Annotated in this window: 27 protein-coding genes; 12 read left to right on the top strand and 15 right to left on the bottom strand. The window is 57.7% G+C overall.

Features of this window, described 5'->3' with window-relative positions:
- Positions 1-385: 385 nt before the first annotated feature.
- From mdtG to ACJ8M3_RS08790, 3 genes are all read right to left on the bottom strand, one after another.
- Positions 386-1,624: a multidrug efflux MFS transporter MdtG gene (gene mdtG / locus ACJ8M3_RS08800; RefSeq protein ID WP_046686848.1), complete on the bottom strand. Its 1,239-nt coding sequence runs from the start codon at positions 1,622-1,624 to the stop codon at positions 386-388.
- 199 nt (positions 1,625-1,823) lie between these two features.
- Positions 1,824-2,108, bottom strand: coding sequence for a YciI family protein (locus ACJ8M3_RS08795; protein ID WP_033642669.1), 285 nt, complete (start codon positions 2,106-2,108; stop codon positions 1,824-1,826).
- A gap of 101 nt (positions 2,109-2,209) precedes the next feature.
- Positions 2,210-3,130, bottom strand: a complete 921-nt coding sequence (locus tag ACJ8M3_RS08790) for a Kdo(2)-lipid IV(A) acyltransferase (RefSeq protein WP_025159951.1) — start codon at positions 3,128-3,130, stop codon at positions 2,210-2,212.
- Between the two features lie 406 nt (positions 3,131-3,536).
- Here ACJ8M3_RS08790 and trhO point away from each other — a divergent pair, with 406 nt between their 5' ends.
- Positions 3,537-4,604, top strand: coding sequence for an oxygen-dependent tRNA uridine(34) hydroxylase TrhO (gene trhO / locus ACJ8M3_RS08785; protein ID WP_033638032.1), 1,068 nt, complete (start codon positions 3,537-3,539; stop codon positions 4,602-4,604).
- A 44-nt stretch (positions 4,605-4,648) separates the two neighbouring features.
- On the opposite strand, the gene ACJ8M3_RS08780 is transcribed toward trhO, so the two are convergent.
- Together ACJ8M3_RS08780 and ACJ8M3_RS08775 are read right to left on the bottom strand one after the other, a co-directional pair.
- Positions 4,649-5,227: a YceI family protein gene (locus tag ACJ8M3_RS08780; protein WP_016928208.1), complete on the bottom strand. Its 579-nt coding sequence runs from the start codon at positions 5,225-5,227 to the stop codon at positions 4,649-4,651.
- Positions 5,228-5,250: 23 nt separating this feature from the next.
- Positions 5,251-5,805 carry a cytochrome b gene (locus ACJ8M3_RS08775; RefSeq protein WP_033642671.1) on the bottom strand — a complete coding sequence of 185 codons (555 nt, stop codon included), beginning with the start codon at positions 5,803-5,805 and terminating at the stop codon, positions 5,251-5,253.
- Positions 5,806-6,247: 442 nt separating this feature from the next.
- Between ACJ8M3_RS08775 and ACJ8M3_RS08770 the strand changes: the two genes are divergently transcribed.
- The gene (locus ACJ8M3_RS08770) at positions 6,248-7,306 is read left to right on the top strand and encodes an AI-2E family transporter (RefSeq protein WP_089196918.1); all 1,059 of its coding nucleotides are present in this window, start codon (positions 6,248-6,250) and stop codon (positions 7,304-7,306) included.
- Here the strand turns inward: ACJ8M3_RS08770 and ACJ8M3_RS08765 are convergent.
- The 8 genes from ACJ8M3_RS08765 to pyrC form a co-directional block, all read right to left on the bottom strand.
- The gene (locus tag ACJ8M3_RS08765; protein WP_089196919.1) at positions 7,254-8,258 is read right to left on the bottom strand and encodes a zinc-dependent alcohol dehydrogenase family protein; all 1,005 of its coding nucleotides are present in this window, start codon (positions 8,256-8,258) and stop codon (positions 7,254-7,256) included. The genes ACJ8M3_RS08770 and ACJ8M3_RS08765 overlap by 53 nt on opposite strands.
- Positions 8,259-8,261: 3 nt before the next feature.
- Positions 8,262-8,378 (bottom strand): DUF2770 family protein, encoded by a 117-nt coding sequence (locus ACJ8M3_RS08760; RefSeq protein ID WP_004927822.1) that lies wholly within the window; start codon positions 8,376-8,378, stop codon positions 8,262-8,264.
- 122 nt (positions 8,379-8,500) lie between these two features.
- A complete protein-coding gene (locus tag ACJ8M3_RS08755) occupies positions 8,501-9,127 on the bottom strand; it encodes a LuxR C-terminal-related transcriptional regulator (RefSeq protein ID WP_033642674.1) in 627 nt (208 codons plus the stop codon).
- A gap of 216 nt (positions 9,128-9,343) precedes the next feature.
- Positions 9,344-10,459 (bottom strand): N-methyl-L-tryptophan oxidase, encoded by a 1,116-nt coding sequence (solA, locus tag ACJ8M3_RS08750; RefSeq protein WP_047026296.1) that lies wholly within the window; start codon positions 10,457-10,459, stop codon positions 9,344-9,346.
- A gap of 139 nt (positions 10,460-10,598) precedes the next feature.
- A complete protein-coding gene (bssS, locus tag ACJ8M3_RS08745; protein ID WP_004927812.1) occupies positions 10,599-10,853 on the bottom strand; it encodes a biofilm formation regulator BssS in 255 nt (84 codons plus the stop codon).
- Positions 10,854-11,052: 199 nt separating this feature from the next.
- A complete protein-coding gene (locus tag ACJ8M3_RS08740) occupies positions 11,053-11,334 on the bottom strand; it encodes a hypothetical protein (protein WP_033642676.1) in 282 nt (93 codons plus the stop codon).
- A gap of 130 nt (positions 11,335-11,464) precedes the next feature.
- Positions 11,465-11,704, bottom strand: a complete 240-nt coding sequence (gene dinI, locus ACJ8M3_RS08735) for a DNA damage-inducible protein I (RefSeq protein WP_033642677.1) — start codon at positions 11,702-11,704, stop codon at positions 11,465-11,467.
- 76 nt (positions 11,705-11,780) lie between these two features.
- On the bottom strand, positions 11,781-12,827 hold the full coding sequence (pyrC, locus tag ACJ8M3_RS08730) for a dihydroorotase (RefSeq protein WP_033642678.1): 1,047 nt from the start codon (positions 12,825-12,827) through the stop codon (positions 11,781-11,783).
- A gap of 213 nt (positions 12,828-13,040) precedes the next feature.
- Here pyrC and ACJ8M3_RS08725 point away from each other — a divergent pair, with 213 nt between their 5' ends.
- Positions 13,041-13,328 carry a putative quinol monooxygenase gene (locus ACJ8M3_RS08725; RefSeq protein WP_025302406.1) on the top strand — a complete coding sequence of 96 codons (288 nt, stop codon included), beginning with the start codon at positions 13,041-13,043 and terminating at the stop codon, positions 13,326-13,328.
- Positions 13,329-13,388: 60 nt separating this feature from the next.
- On the opposite strand, the gene rne is transcribed toward ACJ8M3_RS08725, so the two are convergent.
- Complete coding sequence (gene rne, locus ACJ8M3_RS08720; RefSeq protein ID WP_069100841.1) at positions 13,389-16,757, bottom strand: ribonuclease E; 3,369 nt, start codon at positions 16,755-16,757, stop codon at positions 13,389-13,391.
- Positions 16,758-17,309: 552 nt separating this feature from the next.
- Between rne and rluC the strand changes: the two genes are divergently transcribed.
- Entirely contained in the window at positions 17,310-18,269 is a 960-nt protein-coding gene (gene rluC, locus ACJ8M3_RS08715; RefSeq protein WP_004927787.1) for a 23S rRNA pseudouridine(955/2504/2580) synthase RluC, read from the top strand.
- Positions 18,270-18,275: 6 nt separating this feature from the next.
- On the opposite strand, the gene ACJ8M3_RS08710 is transcribed toward rluC, so the two are convergent.
- Positions 18,276-18,857, bottom strand: coding sequence for a Maf family protein (locus ACJ8M3_RS08710; RefSeq protein ID WP_442514647.1), 582 nt, complete (start codon positions 18,855-18,857; stop codon positions 18,276-18,278).
- A gap of 141 nt (positions 18,858-18,998) precedes the next feature.
- Here ACJ8M3_RS08710 and yceD point away from each other — a divergent pair, with 141 nt between their 5' ends.
- The 8 genes from yceD to fabF all read left to right on the top strand — a co-directional run bounded on the left by yceD (position 18,999) and on the right by fabF (position 25,119).
- Complete coding sequence (yceD, locus tag ACJ8M3_RS08705; protein ID WP_004927780.1) at positions 18,999-19,520, top strand: 23S rRNA accumulation protein YceD; 522 nt, start codon at positions 18,999-19,001, stop codon at positions 19,518-19,520.
- A 16-nt stretch (positions 19,521-19,536) separates the two neighbouring features.
- Complete coding sequence (gene rpmF, locus ACJ8M3_RS08700) at positions 19,537-19,704, top strand: 50S ribosomal protein L32 (protein WP_004927778.1); 168 nt, start codon at positions 19,537-19,539, stop codon at positions 19,702-19,704.
- An 11-nt stretch (positions 19,705-19,715) separates the two neighbouring features.
- A complete protein-coding gene (gene plsX / locus ACJ8M3_RS08695) occupies positions 19,716-20,750 on the top strand; it encodes a phosphate acyltransferase PlsX (RefSeq protein WP_071841648.1) in 1,035 nt (344 codons plus the stop codon).
- Positions 20,751-20,756: 6 nt separating this feature from the next.
- Positions 20,757-21,710: a beta-ketoacyl-ACP synthase III gene (locus ACJ8M3_RS08690; protein WP_033642683.1), complete on the top strand. Its 954-nt coding sequence runs from the start codon at positions 20,757-20,759 to the stop codon at positions 21,708-21,710.
- Positions 21,711-21,728: 18 nt separating this feature from the next.
- Positions 21,729-22,658, top strand: coding sequence for an ACP S-malonyltransferase (fabD, locus tag ACJ8M3_RS08685; protein ID WP_033642684.1), 930 nt, complete (start codon positions 21,729-21,731; stop codon positions 22,656-22,658).
- Positions 22,659-22,669: 11 nt separating this feature from the next.
- The gene (fabG, locus tag ACJ8M3_RS08680; protein ID WP_004928729.1) at positions 22,670-23,404 is read left to right on the top strand and encodes a 3-oxoacyl-ACP reductase FabG; all 735 of its coding nucleotides are present in this window, start codon (positions 22,670-22,672) and stop codon (positions 23,402-23,404) included.
- 154 nt (positions 23,405-23,558) lie between these two features.
- The gene (acpP, locus tag ACJ8M3_RS08675; RefSeq protein ID WP_004719003.1) at positions 23,559-23,795 is read left to right on the top strand and encodes an acyl carrier protein; all 237 of its coding nucleotides are present in this window, start codon (positions 23,559-23,561) and stop codon (positions 23,793-23,795) included.
- A gap of 82 nt (positions 23,796-23,877) precedes the next feature.
- Positions 23,878-25,119, top strand: a complete 1,242-nt coding sequence (gene fabF, locus ACJ8M3_RS08670) for a beta-ketoacyl-ACP synthase II (RefSeq protein WP_442514646.1) — start codon at positions 23,878-23,880, stop codon at positions 25,117-25,119.
- The last annotated feature ends 50 nt before the right edge of the window (positions 25,120-25,169 follow it).

Below are 25,169 nucleotides of genomic sequence, written 5' to 3'. Positions count from 1 at the left end.
ATTACCCGACAAAACCGTGGCTGCAACGCTGATAAACCGTGGAAAGCGTGCTGACCTTTTTTCACTTGGCCGATGGTTCACATCTGGCGTGATATTATTTAACCATTTGATAACTGGTCGTTGGTTTTGTCTAGTACCTGTATCCCATTTTTTAGACGAAAAGTCGACAAGCATCTCCTTTTCTGGTTTTTCTGTTGGTTGTGGCGGGAATATGATTGACAGCGGGTTTTATGCGCTGAAAGTTAATTAATTGTTGATAAACAAGATGTTGTATTAAGAAGGTTCTGAGTTAGGTGAAAATTCACCGGCGGCGAGAAAGCATTATTAAAAATAGGGGAAACGCGCCGTTGATCCGGCCAATGGCGAAAGCTGGCGATAAATGCAGCTATTGCTCTTCCTGCAGCGTATCTTCCCGCATATAGCCCGGCCGTCGTCGCAGACACCACCAGGAATAGCCGGCGTTGAACAGCACCACCAGCGCGGTGACGCCGAAGACCGCGCGAAAACCGTAACCGGCGGAGACTGCGGCGCCGAGCAGCGGGCCGCTGACGTTGCCGACGTCGCGGAACGACTGGTTATAGCTGAAAATACGGCCGGCCACCTGATTGGTGCAGTTATAAATCAACAGCGTCTGTACCGCCGGCAGCAACGCGCCGTCGGCCGCCCCCAGCAGAAAACGCAGCACCCCGAGTTGCCACGGTGTTTGCACGAACGCCATCGGGATCAGCAGCAGCACCGAAACGATCAGCATGAACACCAGTATGCGTTCCGGGCCGATGCGATCGCCCAGCTTGCCCAGCCGCGGGGCGCTCATCAATGCCGCGACGCCGGGCACCGAGGCGATCAGCCCGCTGATAAACGCCAGATTGTGGGTGGCGCCGGCCAAATCGCGCACATACAGCGTCAGGATCGGCGCGATCGAGCCGGTGGCGATCTGGATGATCATGGTGGTGACGAACAGGCTGAGCACCAGCTTCGGGTTTTTCAGCGAAGCGAACACCTGTTTTGCGTGCAGCATGTCGCGCTTTTGCACCGGGGTGAATTGTTCTTTGACATACAGCAGCGTCAGCACGAAGCAGACGAACAGCACCGCGGCGGTGATATAAAACACCGGGCGCAGACCGTATAAATCGGCCAGCAGCCCCCCGATCAGCGGGCCGATCAGCGCACCGCCGACGCCGCCGGTGGACAGGGTGCCGAGCGCCCAGCCGCTGCGGTTGCGCGGCACCTGGGTGGCGATCAGCGCGTTGGCGTTGGGAATGAACCCGCCGAGCAGCCCCAGCACCGCACGCAGTGCGAGAAACTGCCAGACCGTTTGCGCCATGCCCATCAGCGCCATGACGATCGCCATACCGAGCGCCGAACGCAGCAGCATCAGTTTGCGGCCGCGTCGATCGGCCAGGGCGCCCCAGAACGGTGCGGCGATAGCGGAAAACAGGAAGGTGATGCTGAACAGCAGACCGGACCACATGTTGAGCGCCTGATGGCCGGTAACGCCCAGCGTCTCTACGTACAGCGGCAGAAACGGCATCACCAGGCTGAAGGCGGCGCCGGTGAGAAAACATCCCAGCCAGGCGACGAAAAGATTGCGTTTCCAGTTAACGGGTTCTGCTGCCGAAGCCATAAATGTCCACTGCCGAAAGGTGACGCGTTTTGCCGGTGGCGAGATGATGGGGCAAAACGTGAAAGTTAGCGTGGTAAGTATGCGCCGCAGGCGCGGCGACGGCAAACGAGGGGACGCAGATAGGGCAAAAAATGAAATAAAGTTTTAAAAATGGCGTTTAAACCTTATTCCGCGCTTGGCGCGCGGAATTTACAGCGTTTTATAGTCCGGCCAGCGCCTCGAAACCGGCGGCGGTGGTGGTGGCGCTAAAGTCGGTGACCTCGTAGTGGGCCACGGCGTTGAACGGATCTTCGGCCAGGATGGCGTCCAGCCGAGCACGCTCAATGCCTTTGGCCAGGATCACGCCGCCGGTGCGGGGATTCTTGCGGCCGGAGGCGACGAAGGTGCCGTCCTGAAAATATTTCTTAAGCCAGGCGATGTGCCCGTCAAGGTGGCTGTCGACGTCGGCGATCGGGCGATGGTAGGTCAGGCTGACAATATACATGGCGGCTCCAAGGGTGGCGGCAAAAGCATTACCATCCCACCCTCGCCGGCGATTCTCAAGGGGCGTGCAATAAAAAACCCGCCGGCGGCGGGTTTGCGTGATCAGTACAGCGAAGGCTCGCCTTCCGGGCGGGTCTTGAAGCGGCGGTGCAGCCACATGTATTGGTCCGGCGCCATCAGGATCTCTTTTTCCACCACTTTATTCATAAAGGCGGCGGCGTCGAGTTCGTTGTCCAGCGGGAAGTTTTCCACCGCCGGCTGCATGATCAGCTCATAGCCTTTGCCGTCCGGCAGGCGACGCGGGGTGAACGGAATGATCGCCGGTTTGCCCATCCGCACCAGCACGTAGCTGCCGGTGGTGGTGGCGGCTTTATCCACCGCGAACAGCGGCACGAAAACGCTGCTGCGCGGGCCGTAGTCGTGATCCGGCGCATACCAGATGATATCTCCCTGTTTCAGGGCGCGGATCATGCCTTTGACGTCTTTACGATCCAGCATCGATTTGTTGGAACGCATCCGGCCCCAGGTTTGCAGCCAGTCCATCAGCTTGTTGTCGTGCGGGCGGTAAACGCCGATGCCCGGGTTGTGAATGCCGAAGATGCGCGCGCCCAGCTCCAGCGTCAAAAAGTGCAGGCCGATCAGCAACACGCCCTGATGGTTGTCGCGCGCTTTTTGAATGTGCTCCAGGCCGCTGACCTTGAACCAGCGCTCGATGCGCCAGTTCGGCCAGAACCACGCCATGCCGGTTTCAAACAACCCCATGCCGACCGATTCGAAATTCTTTACCACCAGCGCATCGCGTTCAGCCTGCGGCATGTCGGGAAAACAGAGTTCGAGGTTACGTTGGGCGATAACGACGCGTCGCTTGAGAAAGCGCATGGAAAATCGCCCGATCGAGGTGCCGAGCCAGTAGATGACGGGATAAGGCAGCAACACCAGCAGATACAGCAAGCCGATGCCTACCCAGGTCAGCCAGTAGCGCGGGTGCAGTAAGGAGCGATTGAAAGTAGGAACTTGAGTCATGGGTTCTCTGTTTTAATACGGTTGTTTAAGTGTAATGACAGAGTCATAGCATGGTCTGACGGCCGGGTGGGCTCGGTCGCTAGGTTCGTTTCTGCCGATTGTTTGCGACTATTGTGGCATTTTTCTGACGATCCGGGAAAACACAACGCATTAAAATCCCTTTTTGGGCGTTAAATATGCATCGAATGCCGAATTTTTCCACAATGTTTCCTGCCAAAAGCCCATGGCGATATCATTATCAGGAAGGTCAATACGGTGGCTTCCGGGATGAGTGCGCGATGCGGGTATGCGTACGCGAGCGCCAGGGCTGCGCGGCGGCGGTTTTTCGGGTATGATGTGCGCCGCGCGCGGGCCGGCTGGCTGCGCGCGGTAATCAGTCACCTCCCGAAAGACAGGAAAGTACACCATGCCAGTGTTACATAACCGAATTTCTAATGAGGAACTGAAGGCGCGCATGCTGGCGGAAACCGAGCCGCGCACCACAGTTTCTTTTTACAAATACTTCTCCATCGACGATCCCAAGGCGTTTCGCGACAGCCTGTACGTTCAGTTCGAAAAACTGAAGGTGTTCGGCCGCATCTACGTGGCGAAAGAGGGCATCAACGCGCAGATCAGCGTGCCGCAGCATAACTTCGACGCGTTCAAAGCCGCGCTGTTCGCCTCGCACCCGGCGTTGGATCAGGTCCGCCTGAATATCGCGCTGGAAGACGACGGCAAATCCTTCTGGGTGCTGCGCCTCAAGGTGCGCGAGCGCATCGTGGCTGACGGCATCGATGACGAGAGCTTCGATCCGAGCAACGTCGGTGAGTATCTGCAGGCCGATCGCGTCAATCAGATGATCGACGATCCGAATACGGTATTCGTCGATATGCGCAACCACTATGAGTACGAAGTCGGCCATTTCGAAAACGCCATCGAGGTGCCGTCGGATACCTTCCGCGATCAGCTGCCGATGGCGGTGGAGATGCTGCAGGACAGCAAAGACAAGAATATCGTCATGTACTGCACCGGCGGCATTCGCTGTGAAAAAGCCAGCGCCTATATGCTGCACAACGGCTTTAAAAACATCTACCACGTGGAAGGCGGGATTATCGAGTACACCCGCAAAGCGAAAGAACAGGGGTTGCCGCTGAAGTTTATCGGCAAAAACTTCGTGTTCGATGAGCGTATGGGTGAGCGCATCTCCGACGATGTGATCGCCAACTGCCACCAGTGCGGCGCACCGTGCGACACCCATACCAACTGCAAGAACGACGGCTGCCATCTGCTGTTCATTCAGTGCCCGAGCTGCGCCGCCAAGTTTGAAGGATGCTGCAGCGAGATTTGCCGCGAAGAGCTGAAGCTGCCGCGCGAAGAGCAGCGCGCGCGCCGTGCCGGCCGCGAAAACGGCGTCAAGATTTTCAATAAATCGAAAGGATTGTTGCAGACCACGATGCACATTCCGGCACCGGAAGAAGAAGGCCCAGCCCGCTGAGCCTGAGGAACCGACAAGCCCGGCCGCCAAGCCGGGCTTTTTTTTTATTTCTCGCGCACGCCTTCTACGGAGATGATCAGCTCAACGTCTTGCGACGCCGGGCCAAGATCGGTGGTGATGCCGAAATCTTTCAGCTTGATCTTGCCGTTGGCTTCAAAGCCGGCGCGGTAGCCGCCCCACGGATCGTTGCCCTGGCCAATCAGTTTGGCATCGAGCGTAACCGGTTTGGTGACGCCGTTCAGCGTCAGGTTGCCGACCACCGCGTAACCGTCGCCGCTTTTCTTCACTTCGGTGGATTCAAACTTGGCTTGCTTGTTCTTCTCCACGTTGAGGAACTCGGCGCTGCGCAGGTGCTTGTCGCGCTCGGCGTGGTTGGTGTCGACGCTGGCGGTATTGATGGTCACGTTGACCTTGTCCTTGGACGGATCTTTCTCGTCGAAGGTGAAGCCGCCGTCGAAGTCTTTAAAGCTGCCGTACAGCCAGCTGTAGCCCAGGTGCTGGATGCGGAATTCGATAAAGGCGTGTTGGCCTTGTTTGTCGATCTTGTAGTCTGCCGCCAGTGCGGAACCGGCGCTCAGCAGCAGGGCACCTGCGGTCAGGCCCAATACGGTCTTTTTCAACATAGCAATCTCCATAAATCCAAAGGTTAATCGGCGCTGCTACCCAGCATCCGTTTCAAAGTGACATCACGATCGATAAAGTGATGTTTAAGCGCGGCCAGCCCGTGCAGTACCGAGAGCACTACCACGGCCCAGGCCAGGTAAAGGTGTATGGCGCCGGCGGTGTCGGCCTGTTCCGCCATGCCGGTCACGGTGGCGGGCACGTTGAACCAGCCGAACACGCTGATCGGTTGGCCGTCTGCGGTGGAGATCAGATAGCCGCTGATCAGAATGCCGAACAACACGGCGTACAGCGCCAGATGCGCGAGGATGGCGCTGACGCGAGTGAGGCGGCCATAGCTGGCCAGCGGTTTAGGCGGCGGTGAGACAAAGCGCCAGACCACGCGGATCACCATCACAATGAACAGCAGCGTGCCGATGCTTTTGTGGATCTCCGGCGCCTGATGGTACCAGACGTCGTAATAGCCCAGCGTGACCATCCACAGGCCGAGTGCGAACATGCCGTACACCGTCAGCGCCACCAGCCAGTGGATCAACACTGACACATGGCCGAAACGATCGGCGGTATTTTTCCAGAGCATCCTGTTTCCTTCGATTACCGATTGGCTGGCTGCAATAATTAAACTTTAGGAAACATAAAATCAATAATAAATTTAACTATGTTACTACTTTGAAATATTAGTCAGTGAATTTGTTCGAGATGTTCGGAGTTAATCAGATAAATCGTTGGAGATAATATTATTTCGCTCACGAGAGGTTCATGTTAGTCATTGAAAAATGGGGCTATTATCTATTAATGTCAGCTTTTGTCATTTTACGTAAACCCCTCGTGAGTTGCCCGGCGAGATTATTTGTTGGCAAAGGTTATGCCTATTTATTGCGGCGCAGGGCAGGGCGGAAAGATTAACTTTGTCGAACGGTTGCGCTAAACCCCCTGCGGTGCAGCGGCGGATTTTGCTACCATTAGCGCCAAGAGCCGGCGCCCTGGCGCCGGTTAACCCAGTGAAATAACAAGGAAACGTCATGGGCCGAACCCGTGTGACCGACAGCAGCCTGCGTCTGGCCGTCCTGCTGGCGATGTTGGTGATCATTTTGGCCGGGGTGAAAGCCGCCGCCGACATTGTGGTGCCGTTTTTGCTGGCGGTATTTCTCGCTATGGTGCTGAATCCGCTGGTGGCGATGCTGGAGCGTAAACGGGTGCCGCGTATCGTCGGGGTGACGCTGCTGGTGGCGGCGGTGATCGTGGTCGTGATGCTGTTTATCGGCATGCTGGGGGCTTCGCTGAACGAGTTCGCCCGTTCGCTGCCGCAGTACCGCGGCATGATGATCGAGAAGCTGCGCGAGCTGCAGCATTACGCCGACCGTTTCAATATCAGCCTTTCCAGCGAAGCGATGCTGCAGTATGTCGATCCCAGCGCGGCGATGAATCTGGTCACCCGCATGCTGGGGCACCTGTCTGGCGCGATGACCAACGTCTTCCTGCTCCTGATGACCGTGGTGTTTATGCTGTTCGAAGTGCAGTTGCTGCCTTACAAGCTGCAGCAGGCGCTGGATAAACCGAACGAGGGGCTCGCCGCGATGCGGCGGGCGCTGGATGGCGTGACGCGCTATCTGGTGATTAAAACCATCATCAGCCTGGCCACCGGGGTAATCGTCTGGATCTTCCTGGCGGCGGTCGGCGTGCGTTTTGCCTTTATCTGGGGGCTGCTGGCATTTCTGCTTAACTACATTCCCAACATTGGCTCGGTATTGGCCGCCATTCCGCCGCTGATTCAGGCGCTGTTGTTCAACGGATTGGGTGATGCGCTGGTGGTGGCGGGTGGCTTTATCGCTGTCAACATGGTGATCGGCAATATCCTCGAGCCGCGCGTGATGGGGCGCGGGCTGGGGCTGTCGACGCTGGTGGTGTTCCTGTCGCTGATCTTTTGGGGCTGGCTGCTCGGCCCGGTGGGCATGTTGCTGTCGGTGCCGCTGACGATCGTGGCGCGCATCGCGCTGGAGACCACCGAAGGCGGCTATCGGCTGGCGGTTATCCTGGGGGACGGCCGCCCGCCGCGCCAGCCTCCGGCGCCGCCGGAGTGAGGAATATTTTGCCATTCACGCCGGGCTGGGCGGCGTGGTGCAGCGCCGCTGCGTACTGACGCAAAGGATAAATCGCGGCGGGTGGGCGCAGCGCCAGCTGGCCGCGTCGCAGCAGCAGGAATAACTGATAAAACGCCGTCTGCCATTGCGCCGGCGCTGCCTGTGCGTTCCATTTACGCAAGTGGAACAGCGAAGCGCGCAGCTTTAACTCGTTCACCACGCGCCGCCAGTCTACCTGGCGGCCGCTCAGCAGGCCCAGCGCCACAAAATCGCCGCCGGTGCGAACCGCCCGCGCCAACTGCAATCCGTCTTCTCCGCCAATGCAGTCGATGGCCGCACGGGCGCCAAAATTCGTCATTTCCGCCAGCTGCGGCGCTTCGATAACGCGCCAGGCGCCGGCGGCCAGCAACGCCTGGCGATGAGCGGCATTGCGCACCACGACCGCCAGACGAATGCCGCGCAGCGCCGTCAGCTGCGCCAGCAGCAGGCTGACAGCGGAGCCGCCGCCGTTGAGCAGCAGTACGTCGCCGGCGCTGAGCGGCAGCCATTGGGTCAACAGCACCCAGCAGGTGAGCGGGTTGATATAGATTTGTGCTGCGCAGGCGTCGTCGATGTCGTCCGGCACCCAGACCACCCGATCTTCAGGCAGCGTGACGAACGTTTGCCAACTGCCGTTACCTGCTACCGCCAGCGCGCGTCGGCCCGTTGAATACCCATTCTGCGGATTGACGACGACGCCCACGCCTTCATATCCCGGCACCTGAGGAAGGGCGATGCGGTGCGCGTATTGGCCGTGGATCGGGATCAGATCGGAAGGGTTGATCGGGGCATAGCGCATCTGCAATAACCGCTGTCCGGGGCGCAGCAGCGGTCTGCTCATCTGCTGGAATTCCAGCACCTGGGCGGGATCGCCGAAGCGGCTGAAGCTCAATCGGGGAAATAACGGCGGCATGGATCACATGACGAAGAAGAAATAGACATCCAACGCCAGCAGCACCAGCCACAGACAAAGGTACAGCACCAGGTGCTCACGCACATTGTTGACGATAGCCGCCAGTATTCGGTTTAACATTTCAGCCGCCTGAAGAGAAGGACCCTTGATTATAGTCCTTTTCTCGGCGTCATTTATAGCGCGCCGCGCGTGAGTGGCGGGAAAGTGGCGATAAAAAAGCCTGCGTTATCGCAGGCTTGAGGTTACACGGCCAACAGCGCCAGCGGCGTTGAATTCGCCGGCGTGCTCGGCGGGTAGAAATAGCGCAGCACGTTATACAGCGAGTAAAACTCCAGCCGGTTGCGCGCGTTAATCTTTTCCGTGATGTGACGCTTGTGCACATAGACCGTATGGGAGCTGATCTGCAGTTTTTTCGCAATGCGGTAGTTAGGCATCTCTGCCATCCAATACTTCATTACCGTCAGCTCCTGCGGGCTGAACAGGGAACGCTCTTCGCCGTCATCGGCCAGCGCCAGCGGATTCTCGCGCAGCGTGCGTAAGGTGAGCGGCAGAATGCTTTTATTGAACAGAAAAGCGTTATCGGCGATGCGCATTGGCGCTTCGCTGTAAGGGTAAGGTGTGTCGAGATAGATAAATAGCAAGGCGGACTGGCTGGCTTCCATAAAGGCCTGCAGTTGCGCGTCCGCTTCGTTATAGCGGCATTGGTTGCTGAGGTTCACCAGAATGTGGCTCGGCTGAAAGCTGGCCAACAGCGATGTAGCGTATTCAATGCTGTGGCAGCACTTGATCGTCGTGATCCCACTATCAGCAAAGTAGCTGGCTATACCGACCCGGGTGAAGCAGCATTCGTCCACGACAAGTAGTTTCATGGTGACGTCCTTGTTGAAAGCCGATGGAGCATATCTTCTGTAAAATAGGACTTACACTGCAAGTGTTCAATTCGGAAATTCAACTGCTGAATATAAGAAATTTCCGTTATCAGGATTTTTACTTGGTATTTAAAAGAGTTAGCAGGTTAACAAATTGTAACCGCCAAATTTCGCTGTCCAGTGCCTGAGGGGGACTTGGACAGCGAAATCCTTCGCTCAGCTAAATCGTTTCAGACCAAAGCTTGAGACGTCAACCGGCGGCGCTTTGTCCTGCGCGAACAGCGCGGCGATCTCGCCCAGAGCGCTGGCGAACTTGAAGCCGTGGCCGCTCAATCCGCTGATGACCATCAGGCGATCGCAATCCGGCAGGGTATCGATAATAAAGTCTTCGTCGGGGCTCATATCATAGCTGCAGGCTTCACCGTGTAAACATACGCCTACACCCGGCAAAAATTGCCGCAGGAAGGAGAAAACTTCCGTGCCGTCGCTGGCGTAGCTGCCGAAGGGTTTGCGCTGCTCAGGGGCATCCATCGGCTGGCCGCCGTCATGTTTGCCCACTTTCAGGCCGTCGTTATCCGCCGGAAAACCGTAATAGTGCGTGCCGTCTTGCGCTTCGACGGTAAAGGCCGGGAAACGATTGTTCACGCTGTAGCGGCCATCTGCCTGATGCCAGGAGAAGACTTTGCGCAGTGGCGCGATCGGCAGTTGCGGTAACAGCGCTTTGACCCAGGTGCCGGCGGTGATCACCGCTTTTCGCGCCGTGAAACGCCCTTCGCCGGTGATGACCTCAACGCCGCCATCGATGGGTTCTACCGCGTTGACCGGGCAGTTGAACAGCTGGCTGCAGCCGGCTTCTTTCGCCAGCTTGATCAGGCTGGTTATCGCCAGCTCGGCACGCAGGAACCCCGCGTCTGGCTCGAATACGCCGACATAACCTTCCGGTGCTCGGAATTCCGGCCAGCGCTGATTGATCTGTTCGGCGCTGAGGGTTTGCGCGTTCAGGCGGAATTTTTGCGCGCTGAGCTGCGCATTGCGAATGAATTCGGAGTGCTGTGGCCCTAGGTTGAGCACGCCGCACGACTGGAACAGTTCCTCGCCGGATTGTTGAATCAGCGCATTCCACAGCGCCTGCGCGCGCAGCACCAACGGCACGTACTTTTCGCCTTCGCCGTAAGCGTGACGGATAATGCGGGTATCGCCGTGATGGCTGCCGTTTCGGTGCGGAGGGATAGCGCTGTCGATCATCAGCACTTTCAAGCCAGCCCGCGTGGCATAATAGCCTGCCGCCGCGCCGACGGAACCGCTGCCCACCACAATCAAATCATATTCCACGTGCCAACCCTCTCTGATAGCGATTTCTTATGCCCCCATGATAAAAGGTTGGCAGACGCAATGCACTGATTGAACGGCGAAAGGCGAAGAAAAGGCGCCGGGAAAGGTCGCGGCGCCTTAGGGGGTAGGAGACGATGAATCAATGTTTTCTGCGATCAAGATCCTGGTAATCCGTAGCTTCAATCTTGGCGATGCCGGCCTCTAAGATATTGATTAATTGACGGGCGACATCTGTGGTCAGCCAAAGCGTTCGGTCTACTTGGGCTTCTTCGGGCGTTTGGTCTAGTGAAGACAGGTAATGAAGGCGTATCATCATGGCGTCGTAAACGTCGACAGTACTGATATCCCAACCGACAAGCGGGTGCGTCTGAATTACTTCATCATTTCTGTCCATAAAGACCCCTTATTGAGTAGTAACTACCGTGAGTGACTAACGAGGATCAATGCGGCTCATCATCATGAGAGCAATTACAGTATACGCATCCGCTTTCATCGGTGGAGGGGTTGTCACCTAAAATTGCAAAATAAATATTTATTTGAACAATTATTCTACAAATTCGGGTGCGAACGCGCGATGAGTAAAGCCTGTGGCGTTATTCCGCGCCGCCGGTGGGTGGGGCGGAGCCGTGCAGACATTTTTCCAGTTCTTCTGCCAAGTGCGCGAAATGTTTCTGCGTTTCGGTGTCGCGATTCTGGCTTTGCGATTCCAGCCTCAGGCTGTGGATCAGCCGTTGGTTGGCTTTGTCATCCAGGCTGAAGGCCAGGTAAGAGAAGGCCACTTCCAGTACGTTCAAGCGTCTTTTCTGATCGGCAATCAGCGCCAGCAATTCGCCAAACGTCATTGCGTCTTCGGATTTCACCTTGTCCGGGGCCATGCTTACTCCTTTGCGTTAAATACAGCGCTGAGGCGGATTTGGTTCCAGAGTAAGGGTAAGCGATGAATGGGCAGGGCGCCAGAAACAAAAAAGCCGGAGAGCGACCCCCGGCAAAAACAGCATTGCAGTGTTATTCTGCGCTGAACCATTCGTCCGCGCTTTCCCAGGTTTCCTGAAGGATTTCCTCAATCAGATCCCGGTCGATTTTGGCGCCCCCCAGCACGGAGAGCCCGTTGGCGCCGGCATAACGGACGTGCACGACGGCGTCTGGAAACTGGCGATTGACCCGTTTGCCCAGCTCGCCGGTCAGCGCCTCAATGGCGCCCGACGGCAGCGGCCGGGTTTTATCTATAGTGACTTCAACACGCATAATTGCCCCCGAAGCGATTTTACTGTTTATTTATACAGTTAACCGTAAGCGAGGGCAAGAGGGCGAAGCAAAAATATCAGCCTTTCAGCGACCAGTTCAGGGTTTCGCCGGCCAGGAATGGGATCACGGATTCATTGCCCAGGGCGATCTCTTCCGGCTGGGTGGTCGGCACGCGCTGCAGTTCGATGAAATCTTCGTTGATCGGCAGGCCATAGAAGCGTGGGCCGTTGAGCGAGCAGAAGGCCTCGAAGTGCTCCAGCGCGCCGAGCTGTTCGAAGACGGCAGCGTAAGCCGGGATCGCATTCGGCGCATTGAAGCAGCCGGCGCAGCCGCAGCTGGACTCTTTGCGATGCTTGAGGTGCGGCGCCGAGTCGGTGCCGAGGAAGAAACGGTCCGAGCCGCTGGCCACCGCCTGACGCAGCGCTTCCTGATGGACGTTGCGCTTGAGGATCGGCAGGCAGAACAGGTGTGGGCGAATGCCGCCGACCAGCATGTGGTTGCGGTTGAACATCAGGTGCTGCGGGGTGATGGTGGCGCCGAGGAAACGGTTGCCTGCCTGCACGTACTGCGCCGCTTCTTTGGTGGTGATGTGTTCGAAGACGATTTTCAGTTCCGGGAAGTGACGGCGGATAGGCTCCATCACCTGTTCGATAAAGCGCGCCTCGCGGTCGAAAATATCGACGGCAGGATCGGTCACTTCACCGTGGATCAGCAGCGGCATGCCGATTTTTTGCATTTGCTCGAACAGCGGGTAAATGCCGGTCACGTCGCTGACGCCGTGGCTGGAGTTGGTGGTGGCGTTGGCCGGATACAGCTTGGCGGCGGTAAACACCCCTTGCTCGAAACCGCTGACCAGTTCACTGGCCGCCAGAGAGTTGGTCAGGTAACAGGTCATCAGCGGAGTGAAGTTGTGACCCTGCGGCACCGCCGCCAGAATCCGATCGCGGTAGGCGCGCGCGGCGGCCACGGTCGTCACGGGCGGAACCAGGTTCGGCATCACGATCGCCCGGCCAAATACCTGGCTGGTATAGGGCACCACCGTTTTCAGCATCTCATCGTCACGCAGGTGGATATGCCAGTCGTCTGGGCGGCGGATTTTCAGAACTTGAGGTTGTGCGGTCATCTAGCTAGGCTCCGGCGGTCAAATACGTCTAATGAAAAGCGAATAATGGGTTTATTCACGCCGGGGTGTAAGGATAAGCGGAAAGTGCCGCAGATGCATCTGTTTGTTGGCGACAAGTTGAAATCAACGGCGCAGCAGGCGCATAGTGACAATGATTTCAACGATGCCGACGCCAATACCGTCGACTTTCATCAAGTGGAAAGGGAGAAAACAATGGAAGTACGCGTTATCGCCACCCTGCAAGCGAAAGCGGGATTTGAGGCCGCAGTCAGTGAAGCGGTGCACGACATTCTCGAGCCGAGCCGCCAGGAGCTGGGCAACCTGCAATATGATTTGCATCGCGATCTGGAAAAACCGGGCACCTTCGTGTTCTTTGAGCGTTGGGCCAGCAGCGAAGCGCTGGATAAGCATAATGAGACGGCGCATTTTCAGCAGTTCGTCAGTCGACTTGACGGCAAGTTGGATGTTCTGGACATCAAAAAACTGAAAAAGATCGCCTGAGCTTTTTGCAGGCAAGAAAAAACCCGCCGTCGGCGGGTTTTTTTAGGTGTGCAGATTAACTTATTCGTTAACCGGCTGCGGCTTGGTGGCCGGCGCGGTGGCCTGGCTCACTGCCGAGTGACCACCGGCTGAACCTTTGCCTTCAAAGTTGAAGGAAGGGCGCTGCCAGTCGCTGTGCTTGCGTTCTTCCGGCACATAGGCCGGCGCAGGCGCTTTGGTCATCGGTGCAGTGGCGATGTGTTTGTACAGCGCGTCCTGCACGGCTTTCACCGGTGCCGGCTGCTGAGCAACCGCAGGCGCAGGTTCGGCGGCCGTTGGTTCCGGCGCTTTTTCTACCGGAGCGGCTGCCGCTGCAGGTGCGGCTTCTACCACTGGCGCTTCTTCCGTAGGTGCGGCTTCTACCGGTGCAGTTTCGACCACAGGCTCGTCTTCCGCTGGCTTAGCTTCAACCACTGGCTCTGCCGCTACGGTTTCAGCTACCGGCTCAGCTTCCACTGCAGGGGCAGTCTCTTCCGCTTTCGGTTCTTCAACCGCAACCGTTGCCGGGGCGGTTTCCACCGGCGCCGGAGTTTCCTCGGCCGGGGTGGCAACAACCGGCGCTACGACTGCCGCTTCTTCCGTTACGGTGACGGCTGCAGTTTCAACGGCGGCTTCTGGTGCCGGTTCGTTGACGCTGGCCGCGGCCTGAGTTTCTTCCACGGCAACGCTGTGCTGTTCAACCGCTGCGGCGACAACCGGCGCCTGCTCTACGGCTTCGGTTTGCACTTCGGCTTCTTCAACCTGAGCGACCGGGTAGCTTACCCAGACTTTGCCTGATGCCATTTCCGGAGAAGCGAACGCGCCCACCAACGGCATTGGGGATTGCAGTGGGTAACGCTCGTCGCGGTAACGACGGCGACGCTGGCCGCTGACGCGCAGGTGACGCGGTGAACGACGGGAACGACGCGGCATGCCTTCGCCGTTGCCGCGGTTTTCGCCCTGGGCATCGTCTTCCGCCTGAGCGGCAACGGTTTCCGGCAGCAGCTTCACGCTGTCGTCGGCGGTTGGCTGCGCATCTTCGGCTTTCGCTACCGGCGCTTTCGGCGCCAACAGCTCTTCCGCTGCGCGCTGCAGCTCTTCTTCCGCGGACAGGATGCGCACTTTCTGCGTCAGAGGGCGGCGCTGACGGCGCTGCATGTTCTGCTGCTGGCGTTCTTCCTGCTCTTCGTCGGTGCTCTCGACCGCGTCAACGCTTTCCAGCGCTTTCACTTCCTGCTGAGCCTGACGTTTCTCTTCCTGACGACGACGCTGGCGTTCAGCACGCTGTTCACGGCGCTGCTGCTGATCTTCGCGCGGCGCTTTAGCGCTTTCTTCCGAGGCAGTTTCCTCCGCTACCGGCGCGTTCTGCTGCTGGTTGCGGCGGTTACGGCGCTGCTCATCGCGGGATTCACGCGATTCACGGCCTTCACGGTTCTCACGCGGTTCACGGTTGTCGCGTTCGCGATTGTCACGGCCTTCACCGCGCTCTTTACGTTCGCCGCGTTCCGGACGATCGCCACGGTCGCTACGCTCACCGCGCTCTTTACGGCCGGTGCCTTGACGGCGCTGACCGCGACGATCCTGACGACGGTTTTCACCGTTGCCTTCCGCCTTCGGTGTTTCGGCCGGTTTGGCTTCTTCGACGGCAGGTTGTTCTTCACCGGCGAACAGGCTCTTCAAACCACCGAACAGGCGGCCCAGGAAGCCCGGCTTGGCGGCGGCCGGCGCTGCGGCTTTAGCCTTGGCGGCTGCAGCGACAGGTTTGGCAACGGCGACGGGTTCTTCAGCCGGCGGCGGCACATCGGCGGACAGGGAGAAGGAAGCCAGGGCCGGTTGCTCCGGACGCTTGCGTTCCATCGGCGCATCTTCCAGCGGACGCTCCATGTCTTCTTCGTGCAGTTTCGGCAGCAGGTAACTGAGGGTAGAGGTTTCCTCGCCCTTGCGTACGCGCAGCACCGAGTAGTGCGGGGTTTGCATTTCATCGTTCGGCACGATGACGGCTTTCACGCCACCCTGACGTTTTTCGATCGCGCTGACGGATTCACGCTTTTCGTTCAGCAGGTACGAAGCGACCTGAACCGGTACGATAGCGTGAACTTCTTTGGTGTTTTCCTTCAGCGCTTCTTCTTCGATCAGGCGCAGGATGGACAGCGCCAGCGATTCGTTGTCGCGGATGGTGCCGGTGCCGTTACAGCGTGGGCACACGTGGTGGCTGGATTCACCCAGCGACGGGCTGAGGCGCTGACGCGACATTTCCAGCAGGCCGAAACGGGAGATGCGGCCGATTTGGATGCGCGCCCGGTCTTGACGCACGGCGTCGCGCAAGCGGTTTTCCACTTCGCGCTGGTGGCGTACCGGCGTCATGTCGATGAAGTCGATGACGATCAGGCCGCCGAGGTCGCGCAGGCGAAGCTGGCGAGCGATTTCGTCCGCCGCTTCCAGGTTGGTGTTGAACGCCGTCTCTTCGATGTCGCCGCCGCGGGTTGCGCGTGCGGAGTTGATGTCGATGGCGGTCAGCGCTTCGGTGCTGTCGATGACGATCGAGCCGCCGGACGGCAGGCGCACTTCGCGCTGGAAGGCGGATTCGATCTGCGATTCGATCTGATAGTGGCTGAACAGAGGAATTTCACCGCTGTACAGTTTGATTTTGCTGCTGAAATCCGGGCGGCCCAGCGCGGCGATGTGCTCTTTGGCCAGATCGAGAATTTTCGGGTTGTCGATCAGGATTTCGCCGATGTCCGGGCGCAGGTAATCGCGGAAGGCGCGCACGATAACGTTGCTTTCCTGGTGGATCAGGAACGGCGCAGGGCGGCCTTCGGCGGCTTTTTTGATCGCTTCCCAGTGCTTCAGGCGGAAGGAGAGATCCCACTGCAGCGCGTCGGCGGATTTGCCTACGCCCGCGGTGCGAACGATCAGGCCCATGCCGTCCGGCAGTTGCAGCGAAGAGAGCGCTTCTTTCAGCTCGGTGCGATCGTCACCCTCGATGCGGCGAGAAATACCGCCGGCGCGCGGGTTGTTCGGCATCAGCACCAGATAGCTGCCCGCCAGGCTGATGAAGGTGGTCAAGGCGGCGCCTTTGTTGCCACGTTCTTCTTTGTCTACCTGAACGATGACTTCCTGGCCTTCGCGCAGCACATCTTTGATGTTCGGGCGGCCATGGGAAGAGTAATTGCTAGGGAAGTATTCGCGGGCGATTTCTTTAAGAGGGAGGAAACCATGTCGTTCTGCGCCGTAGTCCACGAACGCTGCTTCAAGACTTGGTTCAATGCGGGTGATTTTGCCTTTGTAAATATTCGCTTTTTTCTGCTCATGACCCGGACTTTCGATATCCAAATCATACAGCCGCTGTCCATCTACGAGGGCAACACGCAACTCTTCCTGCTGAGTTGCGTTAATCAACATTCTTTTCATCTTAACTTACTCGTTATTTTTACATTATCGACAAAGCTGCGGGCAAAATAACCTCATGGCCGGAGTTAAACCGAAAGCCCCGTGTCTTCTCGCAAAGCCGTCAACCTCACGGTTGTCGCCTGCATAGGGGCGCATTATCTCGGTAAGCCTGCTTTTCTTTGTGAAAGACAGCACTTTTACTAGGGGAATAGCCTCTGATTTACGTCGACAGATCTGATTCCATTTGCCGGCCAAGCTGCAACCCGCAGCCCGCTAATTGTTTGATTTCGCATTACGTCTTACGCCATTGCTGCGTTTTTGCGCGATCAGACAAATTTTATAATTCCACCGTTTTCCCTGTTTAACGAGAATCAACGCGGAAAGTGACTGCATTATTCCACTGCTGATGCCGTTATAGCAAGGTGACTTTTCCTTAACTGCGGAAGAAATCGCAAACGTTCAAATCGGCTTGCTGCCTTATTGTCCGCTGGGGTTTCGCCCGCCGTCAGAGAGACAGTTAAGCACAGAAAAAGATGTGGCGCTATTCACGCGCTCTATTTAGAATCCCGCACCATGAAAACGAACAATCCAGCAGTACAATTCATCACGATTTCCGACGACGAAGCCGGTCAGAGAATCGACAACTTTCTGCTCGCTCGCCTGAAAGGCGTGCCGAAGAGCATGATTTATCGCATTGTGCGCAAAGGCGAGGTGCGGGTTAATAAAGGGCGCATCAAGGTCGAATACAAATTGGCGGCCGGCGACGTGGTGCGCGTGCCGCCGGTGCGCGTGGCCGAGCGCGAAGAGGCGCCGGTGTCGGCGAAGCTGGATAAGGTGGCGGCGCTGGCCGACTGCATTCTGTATGAAGATGACCACCTGCTGATCCTCAACAAGCCTTCCGGCACCGCGGTGCACGGCGGCAGCGGCCTGAGCTTCGGCGTGATTGAAGGGCTGCGGGCGCTGCGCCCTGAGGCCCGTTTCCTGGAGCTGGTGCATCGGCTCGATCGCGATACCTCCGGCGTGCTGTTGGTTGCCAAGAAGCGTTCCGCGCTGCGTTCGCTGCATGAGCAACTACGGCTGAAGGGCATGCAGAAGGATTATCTGGCGCTGGTGCGCGGCCAGTGGCAGTCCCACTGCAAGGCCGTACAGGCGCCGCTGCTGAAAAACATTCTGCAAAGCGGTGAACGTATCGTGCGCGTCAACAGCGAAGGCAAGCCTTCGGAAACCCGCTTCAAGGTGGAGGAGCGTTACGAATTCGCCACCCTGGTGAAGGCCAGCCCAATCACCGGGCGTACCCACCAGATCCGCGTGCACACCCTGCATGCTGGGCATCCGATCGCCTTTGACGATCGCTACGGCGACCGCGAGTTCGATCGTCAACTGGCGGGTACCGGCCTGAAGCGTCTGTTCCTGCACGCCGCGGCGCTGCGCTTCGAGCATCCGGCCACCGGCGAAACGATGCGTATCGAAGCGCCGATGGACGAAGAACTGCGTCATTGCCTGCAAGTGCTGCGCCGGCAGGCCGCCAAATAATCCGCGTCACACCAGCGGGTTGATGCCTTCAGCCCGCAACATCTCCAACAGCGCAATCAACGGCAGGCCGATCAGGGCGTTCGGATCCCGGCCTTCCAGCCTGTCGAACAACGCGATCCCCAACCCCTCGCTCTTGAAACTGCCCGCGCAGTTCAGCGGTTGCTCCAGACGCACATAGGCGGCGATCTCCGCTTCGCTCGGCGCGCGAAAATGCACGTGGAAAGGCTCGCACAGGGCCTGCAGCTGCTTGCTGCGGCCGTTGTACAGCGCCAGGCCGGTGTAGAAGGTCACGGCCTGGCCGCTTACCTGGCGCAGCTGCGCGCGGGCGTTTTCCTCGGTATGGGGCTTGCCGGTGATGCTGCCATCGATCACGCAGACCTGATCGGAACCGATGATCAGATGCTCGGGGTAGGCGAGGGCCAGCGCCTGGGCCTTCGCTGCCGCCAGGCGCAGCACCAGCGCTTCCGCGCCTTCGCCCGGCAGCGGGGTTTCATCCACCTCCGGCGCGGCGCAGTCGAACGGCAGCTGCAGTTTCTCCAGCAGCATTTTTCGATAGGGGGAGGTGGAGGCTAAAAGCAATCTCTGCATAATTTTTTTCGCAAACCGTAGCGTAAATGGGTACGGCATTTTAAACTGTCGGCCGCTGTGGAAGCGAATATTGGTGAAAGGAGCCGTTTTACGGCCTTTTTCTTTGACTCTATGTCGTTACAAAGTTAATATGCGCGCCCTATGCAAAAGGTAAAATTACCCTTGACCATTGATGCGGTACGTACCGCTCAGAAACGCCTGGACTATGCTGGTGTCTATGCGCCTGAGCAGGTTACTCGTGTTGCCGACTCCGTGGTCAGTGTGGATAGTGATGTTGAGGTGTCGTTGTCGTTTAATATCGACAATCAACGCCTCGCGGTGATAACAGGGCATGCGGACGTCACGGTAACGTTGATGTGCCAACGCTGTGGAGTCCCGTTCGAACATCAGGTTCACACAACATATTGTTTTAGCCCGGTCGTCAATGATGAGCAGGCTGAGGCATTACCGGAAGCGTACGAACCGATCGAAGTTGACGAGTTTGGCGAAGTCGATCTGTTGGCAATGATTGAAGACGAAATTATTCTTTCACTGCCTGTCGTTCCGGTACATGAATCTGAACACTGTGAAGTGTCCGAAGCGGACATGGTATTTGGCCAACTGCCTCCCGAGGCGGAGAAACCGAATCCGTTTGCCGTATTAGCCAGTTTAAAGCGTAAGTAATTGAGGAGTAAGGTCCATGGCCGTACAACAGAATAAACCAACCCGTTCCAAGCGTGGCATGCGTCGTTCTCACGATGCTCTGACCACGACTACTCTGTCTGTAGACAAAGTATCCGGTGAAACTCACCGTCGTCACCACATCACTGCCGACGGTTTCTACCGCGGTCGCAAGGTTATCGGCTAAGTAGCGATACCTTGACTCGTCTAACCCTGGCGTTAGATGCAATGGGCGGGGACTTCGGTCCCTGCGTCACAGTGCCTGCTTCGTTGCAGGCACTGGCCTCTAATTTACAGCTTCATCTCTTGCTGGTCGGTAATCCCGACGCCATCTCCCCTTTGCTTGCCCACGCCGATCCGGTTCTTCTGGAGCGTCTGCAAGTCGTGCCCGCCGAGTCTGTGATCGCCGGCGACGCCAAACCCTCACAAGCGATACGCGCCAGCCGCGGCACGTCGATGCGCATTGCGCTCGAACAGCTCAGCAGCGGCAACGCGCAGGGCTGCGTCAGCGCCGGCAATACCGGCGCGCTGATGGGATTGGCGAAGCTGTTGGTCAAGCCGTTGGAGGGCATTGAGCGCCCGGCGCTGATGACGGTGATCCCGAACCAGCAGCGCAGCAAAACCGTGGTGCTGGATCTGGGCGCCAACGTCGAGTGCGACAGCACCATGCTGGTGCAGTTTGCCGTGATGGGCGCGGTGATGGCGGAAGAGGTGATCGGCATTGCGCAACCGCGGGTGGCGCTGCTGAATATCGGCGAAGAAGAGACCAAAGGCCTGGATAATATCCGCGAAGCGGCCGCTGTGCTAAAAAATACTCCGGCAATCAACTATATTGGTTACCTGGAAGGAAACGAACTGCTCACCGGCAAGACCGATGTGTTGGTCTGCGACGGCTTCGTGGGCAACGTCACGCTGAAAACCATGGAAGGGGTGGTCAGGGTGTTCTTATCGCTGCTGAAATCGTCCGGCGATGGAAACAAGCGAGCCTGGTGGCTGAAATTGTTGGGCCGTTGGTTGCAAAAACGGGTGGTCAAGCGGTTCGGCCACCTGAACCCCGACCAGTATAATGGCGCATGTCTGTTAGGATTGCGCAGCACCGTAGTCAAGAGCCACGGCGCTGCGAACCCTCACGCGTTTGCAGTCGCAATCGAACAGGCTGTGCAGGCGGTGCAGCGGCAAGTCCCGGAAAGGATTGCTGCGCGCCTTGAGGCTGTATTACCTAAGAGTGACTGATCGTACATGTATACAAAGATTCTCGGTACGGGGAGTTATTTGCCCGTACAAGTGCGCACCAATGCTGATTTGGAAAAAATGGTGGATACCTCTGACGAGTGGATCGTCACGCGTACCGGTATTCGCGAACGTCGCATCGCCGCTGCGGATGAAACCGTCGCGACGATGAGCTTCCAGGCCGCTGAGAAAGCGCTGGAAATGGCAGGTGTGGCTAAAGAAGACATCGGGCTTATCGTCGTGGCGACCACCACGACGACTCACGCGTTCCCGAGTGCGGCGTGCCTGGTGCAGCAAATGTTGGGCATCAAAGACTGCGCGGCGTTCGATCTGGCTGCGGCCTGCGCCGGCTTTACTTATGCGCTCAGCGTGGCCGATCAGTACGTGAAAAACGGCGCGGTCAAACATGCGCTGGTTATCGGCGCGGACGTCTTGTCGCGCACGCTGGATCCTGAAGATCGCGGCACCATCATTCTGTTTGGTGATGGCGCAGGGGCGGTGGTGCTGGGGGCTTCTGAAGAGCAGGGCATTCTGTCTACCCACCTGCATGCCGACGGCAGCTACGGCAGCCTGCTGACGCTGCCTTACAAGGATCGTCAGAATCAAGACAAGCCGGCCTATGTCACCATGGCGGGCAATGAAGTCTTCAAGGTTGCGGTCACCGAACTGGCGCGCATCGTCGATGAGACGTTGCAGGCCAACAACATGGACCGCAGCGAGCTGGATTGGCTGGTGCCGCACCAGGCCAACCTGCGCATCATCAGCGCAACGGCGAAAAAACTGGGCATGGGGATGGACAAAGTGGTGGTGACGCTCGATCGTCACGGCAACACCTCTGCCGCCTCGGTGCCTTCCGCACTGGACGAAGCCGTGCGAGACGGGCGAATTCAGCGTGGCCAGCTGGTGCTGCTGGAAGCCTTCGGCGGCGGCTTTACCTGGGGCTCGGCGCTGGTTCGTTTCTGATTTGAACAGGAATAAAAAATGACGCAATTTGCTTTTGTTTTCCCGGGCCAGGGGTCACAGGCCGTTGGCATGCTGGCCGAATTGGCCGCACAGTTCCCGATCGTCGAAGAGACTTTCGGCGAGGCCTCTTCCGCGCTGGGTTACGATCTGTGGCAGCTGGTGCAGCAAGGCCCGGCGGAAGAGCTGAACAAGACCTGGCAGACCCAACCGGCTCTGCTGGCGGCTTCCGTGGCGATTTTCCGCGTGTGGCAGCAGCAGGGCGGTAAAGCGCCCGCATTGATGGCTGGCCACAGCCTGGGCGAATACTCGGCGCTGGTCTGCGCCGGCGTGCTGGACTTCAAGGCGGCGATCCGCCTGGTCGAGCTGCGCGGCAAGCTGATGCAGGAAGCGGTGCCGGAAGGCACCGGCGCTATGTACGCCATCATCGGCCTGGACAACGACGCGATCGCCAAGGCGTGCGAAGAGTCCGCGCAGGGACAGGTGGTTTCTCCGGTCAACTTCAACTCGCCGGGCCAGGTGGTTATCGCCGGCAATAAAGAAGCGGTTGAACGTGCAGGCGCCGCCTGTAAAGCGGCGGGCGCCAAACGTGCACTGCCGCTGCCGGTGAGCGTGCCTTCGCACTGCGCGCTGATGAAACCGGCCGCCGACAAGTTGGCCGTGGCGCTGAAGGACATCACCTTTAACGCGCCGCAGGTGCCGGTGGTGAACAACGTCGACGTACGCACCGAAAACGATCCTGAAGCGATCCGCAGTGCGCTGGTGCGTCAGCTGTACAGCCCGGTGCGTTGGACCGAGAGCGTAGAATTTATCGCAGCACAGGGAGTGACGTCGCTGCTGGAAGTGGGGCCGGGCAAAGTGCTGACCGGTCTCACTAAACGTATTGTTGACACCCTGACGGCTGCGGCGGTGAACGACACCGCCAGCCTGTCGGCGGCGCTTGAACAATAAAGAGGAAAATGATGAGCTTCGAAGGTAAAATCGTTCTGGTCACCGGCGCGAGCCGCGGTATTGGCCGAGCTATTGCAGAAACGTTTGTGGCCCGCGGCGCCAAAGTGATCGGCACCGCGACCAGCGAGAGCGGCGCTGAAGCGATCAGCGGCTACCTGGGCGCAAACGGCAAAGGGTTTATGTTGAACGTTGTTGATGCGCAATCTATCGACAGCGTGCTGGCATCGATTCGCGCCGAATTTGGCGAAATCGACATTTTAGTGAATAATGCCGGCATTACGCGTGATAACCTGCTGATGCGTATGAAGGATGATGAGTGGGAGGATATCCTCGACACTAACCTGACTTCCGTATTCCGCCTGTCAAAAGCGGTAATGCGCGCTATGATGAAAAAGCGGTTTGGCCGTATCATCACCATCGGTTCCGTTGTCGGCACCATGGGGAACGCAGGGCAGGCGAACTACGCGGCGGCTAAAGCCGGTCTGATTGGTTTTAGCAAATCTTTGGCACGTGAAGTTGCTTCTCGTGGCATTACGGTCAACGTCGTGGCACCTGGCTTTATTGAGACGGACATGACACGGGCGTTGACAGATGATCAACGCGCAGGCATTTTGTCATCAGTTCCAGCCAACCGGCTGGGCGATGCTAAAGAAATCGCCAGCGCTGTTGCATTTTTGGCCTCTGATGAGGCCGGCTATATCACCGGTGAAACGTTACATGTCAATGGCGGCATGTACATGATTTAAAAAATGTGAAAACCATTTGCGTTATTTGAGGCAAAAACCGCAAAATAGCGTAAAATCGTGGTTTGACCAGCCGGGATTTAGTTGCATCTTTTTCAGCATTTTATACACTACGAAAACCATCGCGAAAGCGAGTTTTGATAGGAAATTTAAGAGTATGAGCACTATCGAAGAACGCGTTAAGAAAATCATTGTTGAGCAACTGGGTGTTAAACAGGAAGAAGTTTTGAACAACGCTTCTTTCGTTGAAGATCTGGGCGCTGATTCTCTTGACACCGTTGAGCTGGTAATGGCACTGGAAGAAGAATTCGACACCGAGATTCCAGACGAAGAAGCTGAGAAGATCACTACTGTTCAGGCAGCTATTGATTTCATCAACGCTAGCCAGCAGTAAGAGAACATATCTAGGCGGTCGTTCGACCGCCTAAGTTTTTTCTATCCCTAGTGTCATATTTTTCCCTCCCTGGAGGACAAACGTGTCTAAGCGTCGAGTAGTTGTGACCGGACTGGGCATGTTGTCTCCTGTCGGCAATACGGTAGAGTCCACGTGGAACGCTCTTCTTGCCGGTCAGAGTGGCATCAGCCTGATCGACCATTTCGATACCACTGCCTATGCGACCAAGTTTGCTGGCCTGGTAAAGAATTTTAATTCTGAGGATTTCATCTCTCGCAAAGATGCGCGCAAGATGGACGCCTTTATCCAGTACGGTATCGCTGCGGGCATGCAAGCCATGCAGGATGCAGGTCTGGACATCACCGAGGCTAACGCCAGCCGCATTGGAGCCGCGATCGGTTCCGGCATCGGCGGCCTGGGTTTGATCGAAGAAAACCACAGTTCACTGGTTAACGGTGGTCCACGGAAAATCAGTCCGTTCTTCGTGCCTTCCACCATCGTGAATATGATTGCAGGCCACCTGACAATCATGTACGGCATGCGTGGCCCAAGCATCTCCATCGCCACCGCCTGTACTTCAGGTGTGCACAACATCGGCCATGCGGCGCGTATCATTGCTTACAATGATGCTGACGTGATGCTGGCCGGTGGGGCAGAGAAAGCCAGCACCCCATTGGGCGTCGGCGGCTTTGGCGCAGCTCGCGCCCTGTCCACCCGTAATGACAACCCGCAGGCGGCGAGCCGTCCGTGGGATAAAGACCGCGACGGCTTCGTGCTGGGCGACGGCGCCGGCATGATGGTGCTGGAAGAGTACGAGCACGCGAAAAAACGCGGCGCGAAAATCTACGCCGAAGTGGTTGGCTTTGGGATGAGCAGCGATGCTTATCACATGACGTCACCACCGGAAAACGGCGCAGGTGCTGCGTTGGCGATGGAAAATGCCCTGCTTGACGCCGGTGTGACCCCGTCACAAATCGGTTACATCAACGCACACTGCACCTCTACGCCGGCGGGCGACCAGGCGGAAGCGCAGGCGGTGAAATCCGTGTTCGGCGCTGATGCCCAGCGCGTGCTGGTGAGCTCGACCAAATCGATGACCGGCCACCTGTTGGGTGCGGCGGGCGCGATCGAGTCCATCTTTACCGTGCTGGCGCTGCGCGATCAGGCGGTACCGCCGACCATCAACCTGGATAACCCGGATGAAGGTTGCGATCTGGACTTCGTGCCTCACGAAGCGCGCCAGGTCAGCGATATGGAGTACACCCTGTGTAACTCCTTCGGCTTCGGCGGCACCAACGGCTCGCTGATCTTCCGCCGAGTGTAACTCGCGAGGTTGTTCGCTGATGAAAAGCCCGGTTTTTAACCGGGCTTTTT

The sequence above is a fragment of the Serratia sp. CY55921 genome (assembly GCF_052167655.1).
Lineage (GTDB): Bacteria > Pseudomonadota > Gammaproteobacteria > Enterobacterales > Enterobacteriaceae > Serratia > Serratia ureilytica.
The sequence above is the reverse complement of the archived record's forward strand: the minus strand, read 5'-3'. Positions and strand labels throughout refer to the sequence as shown.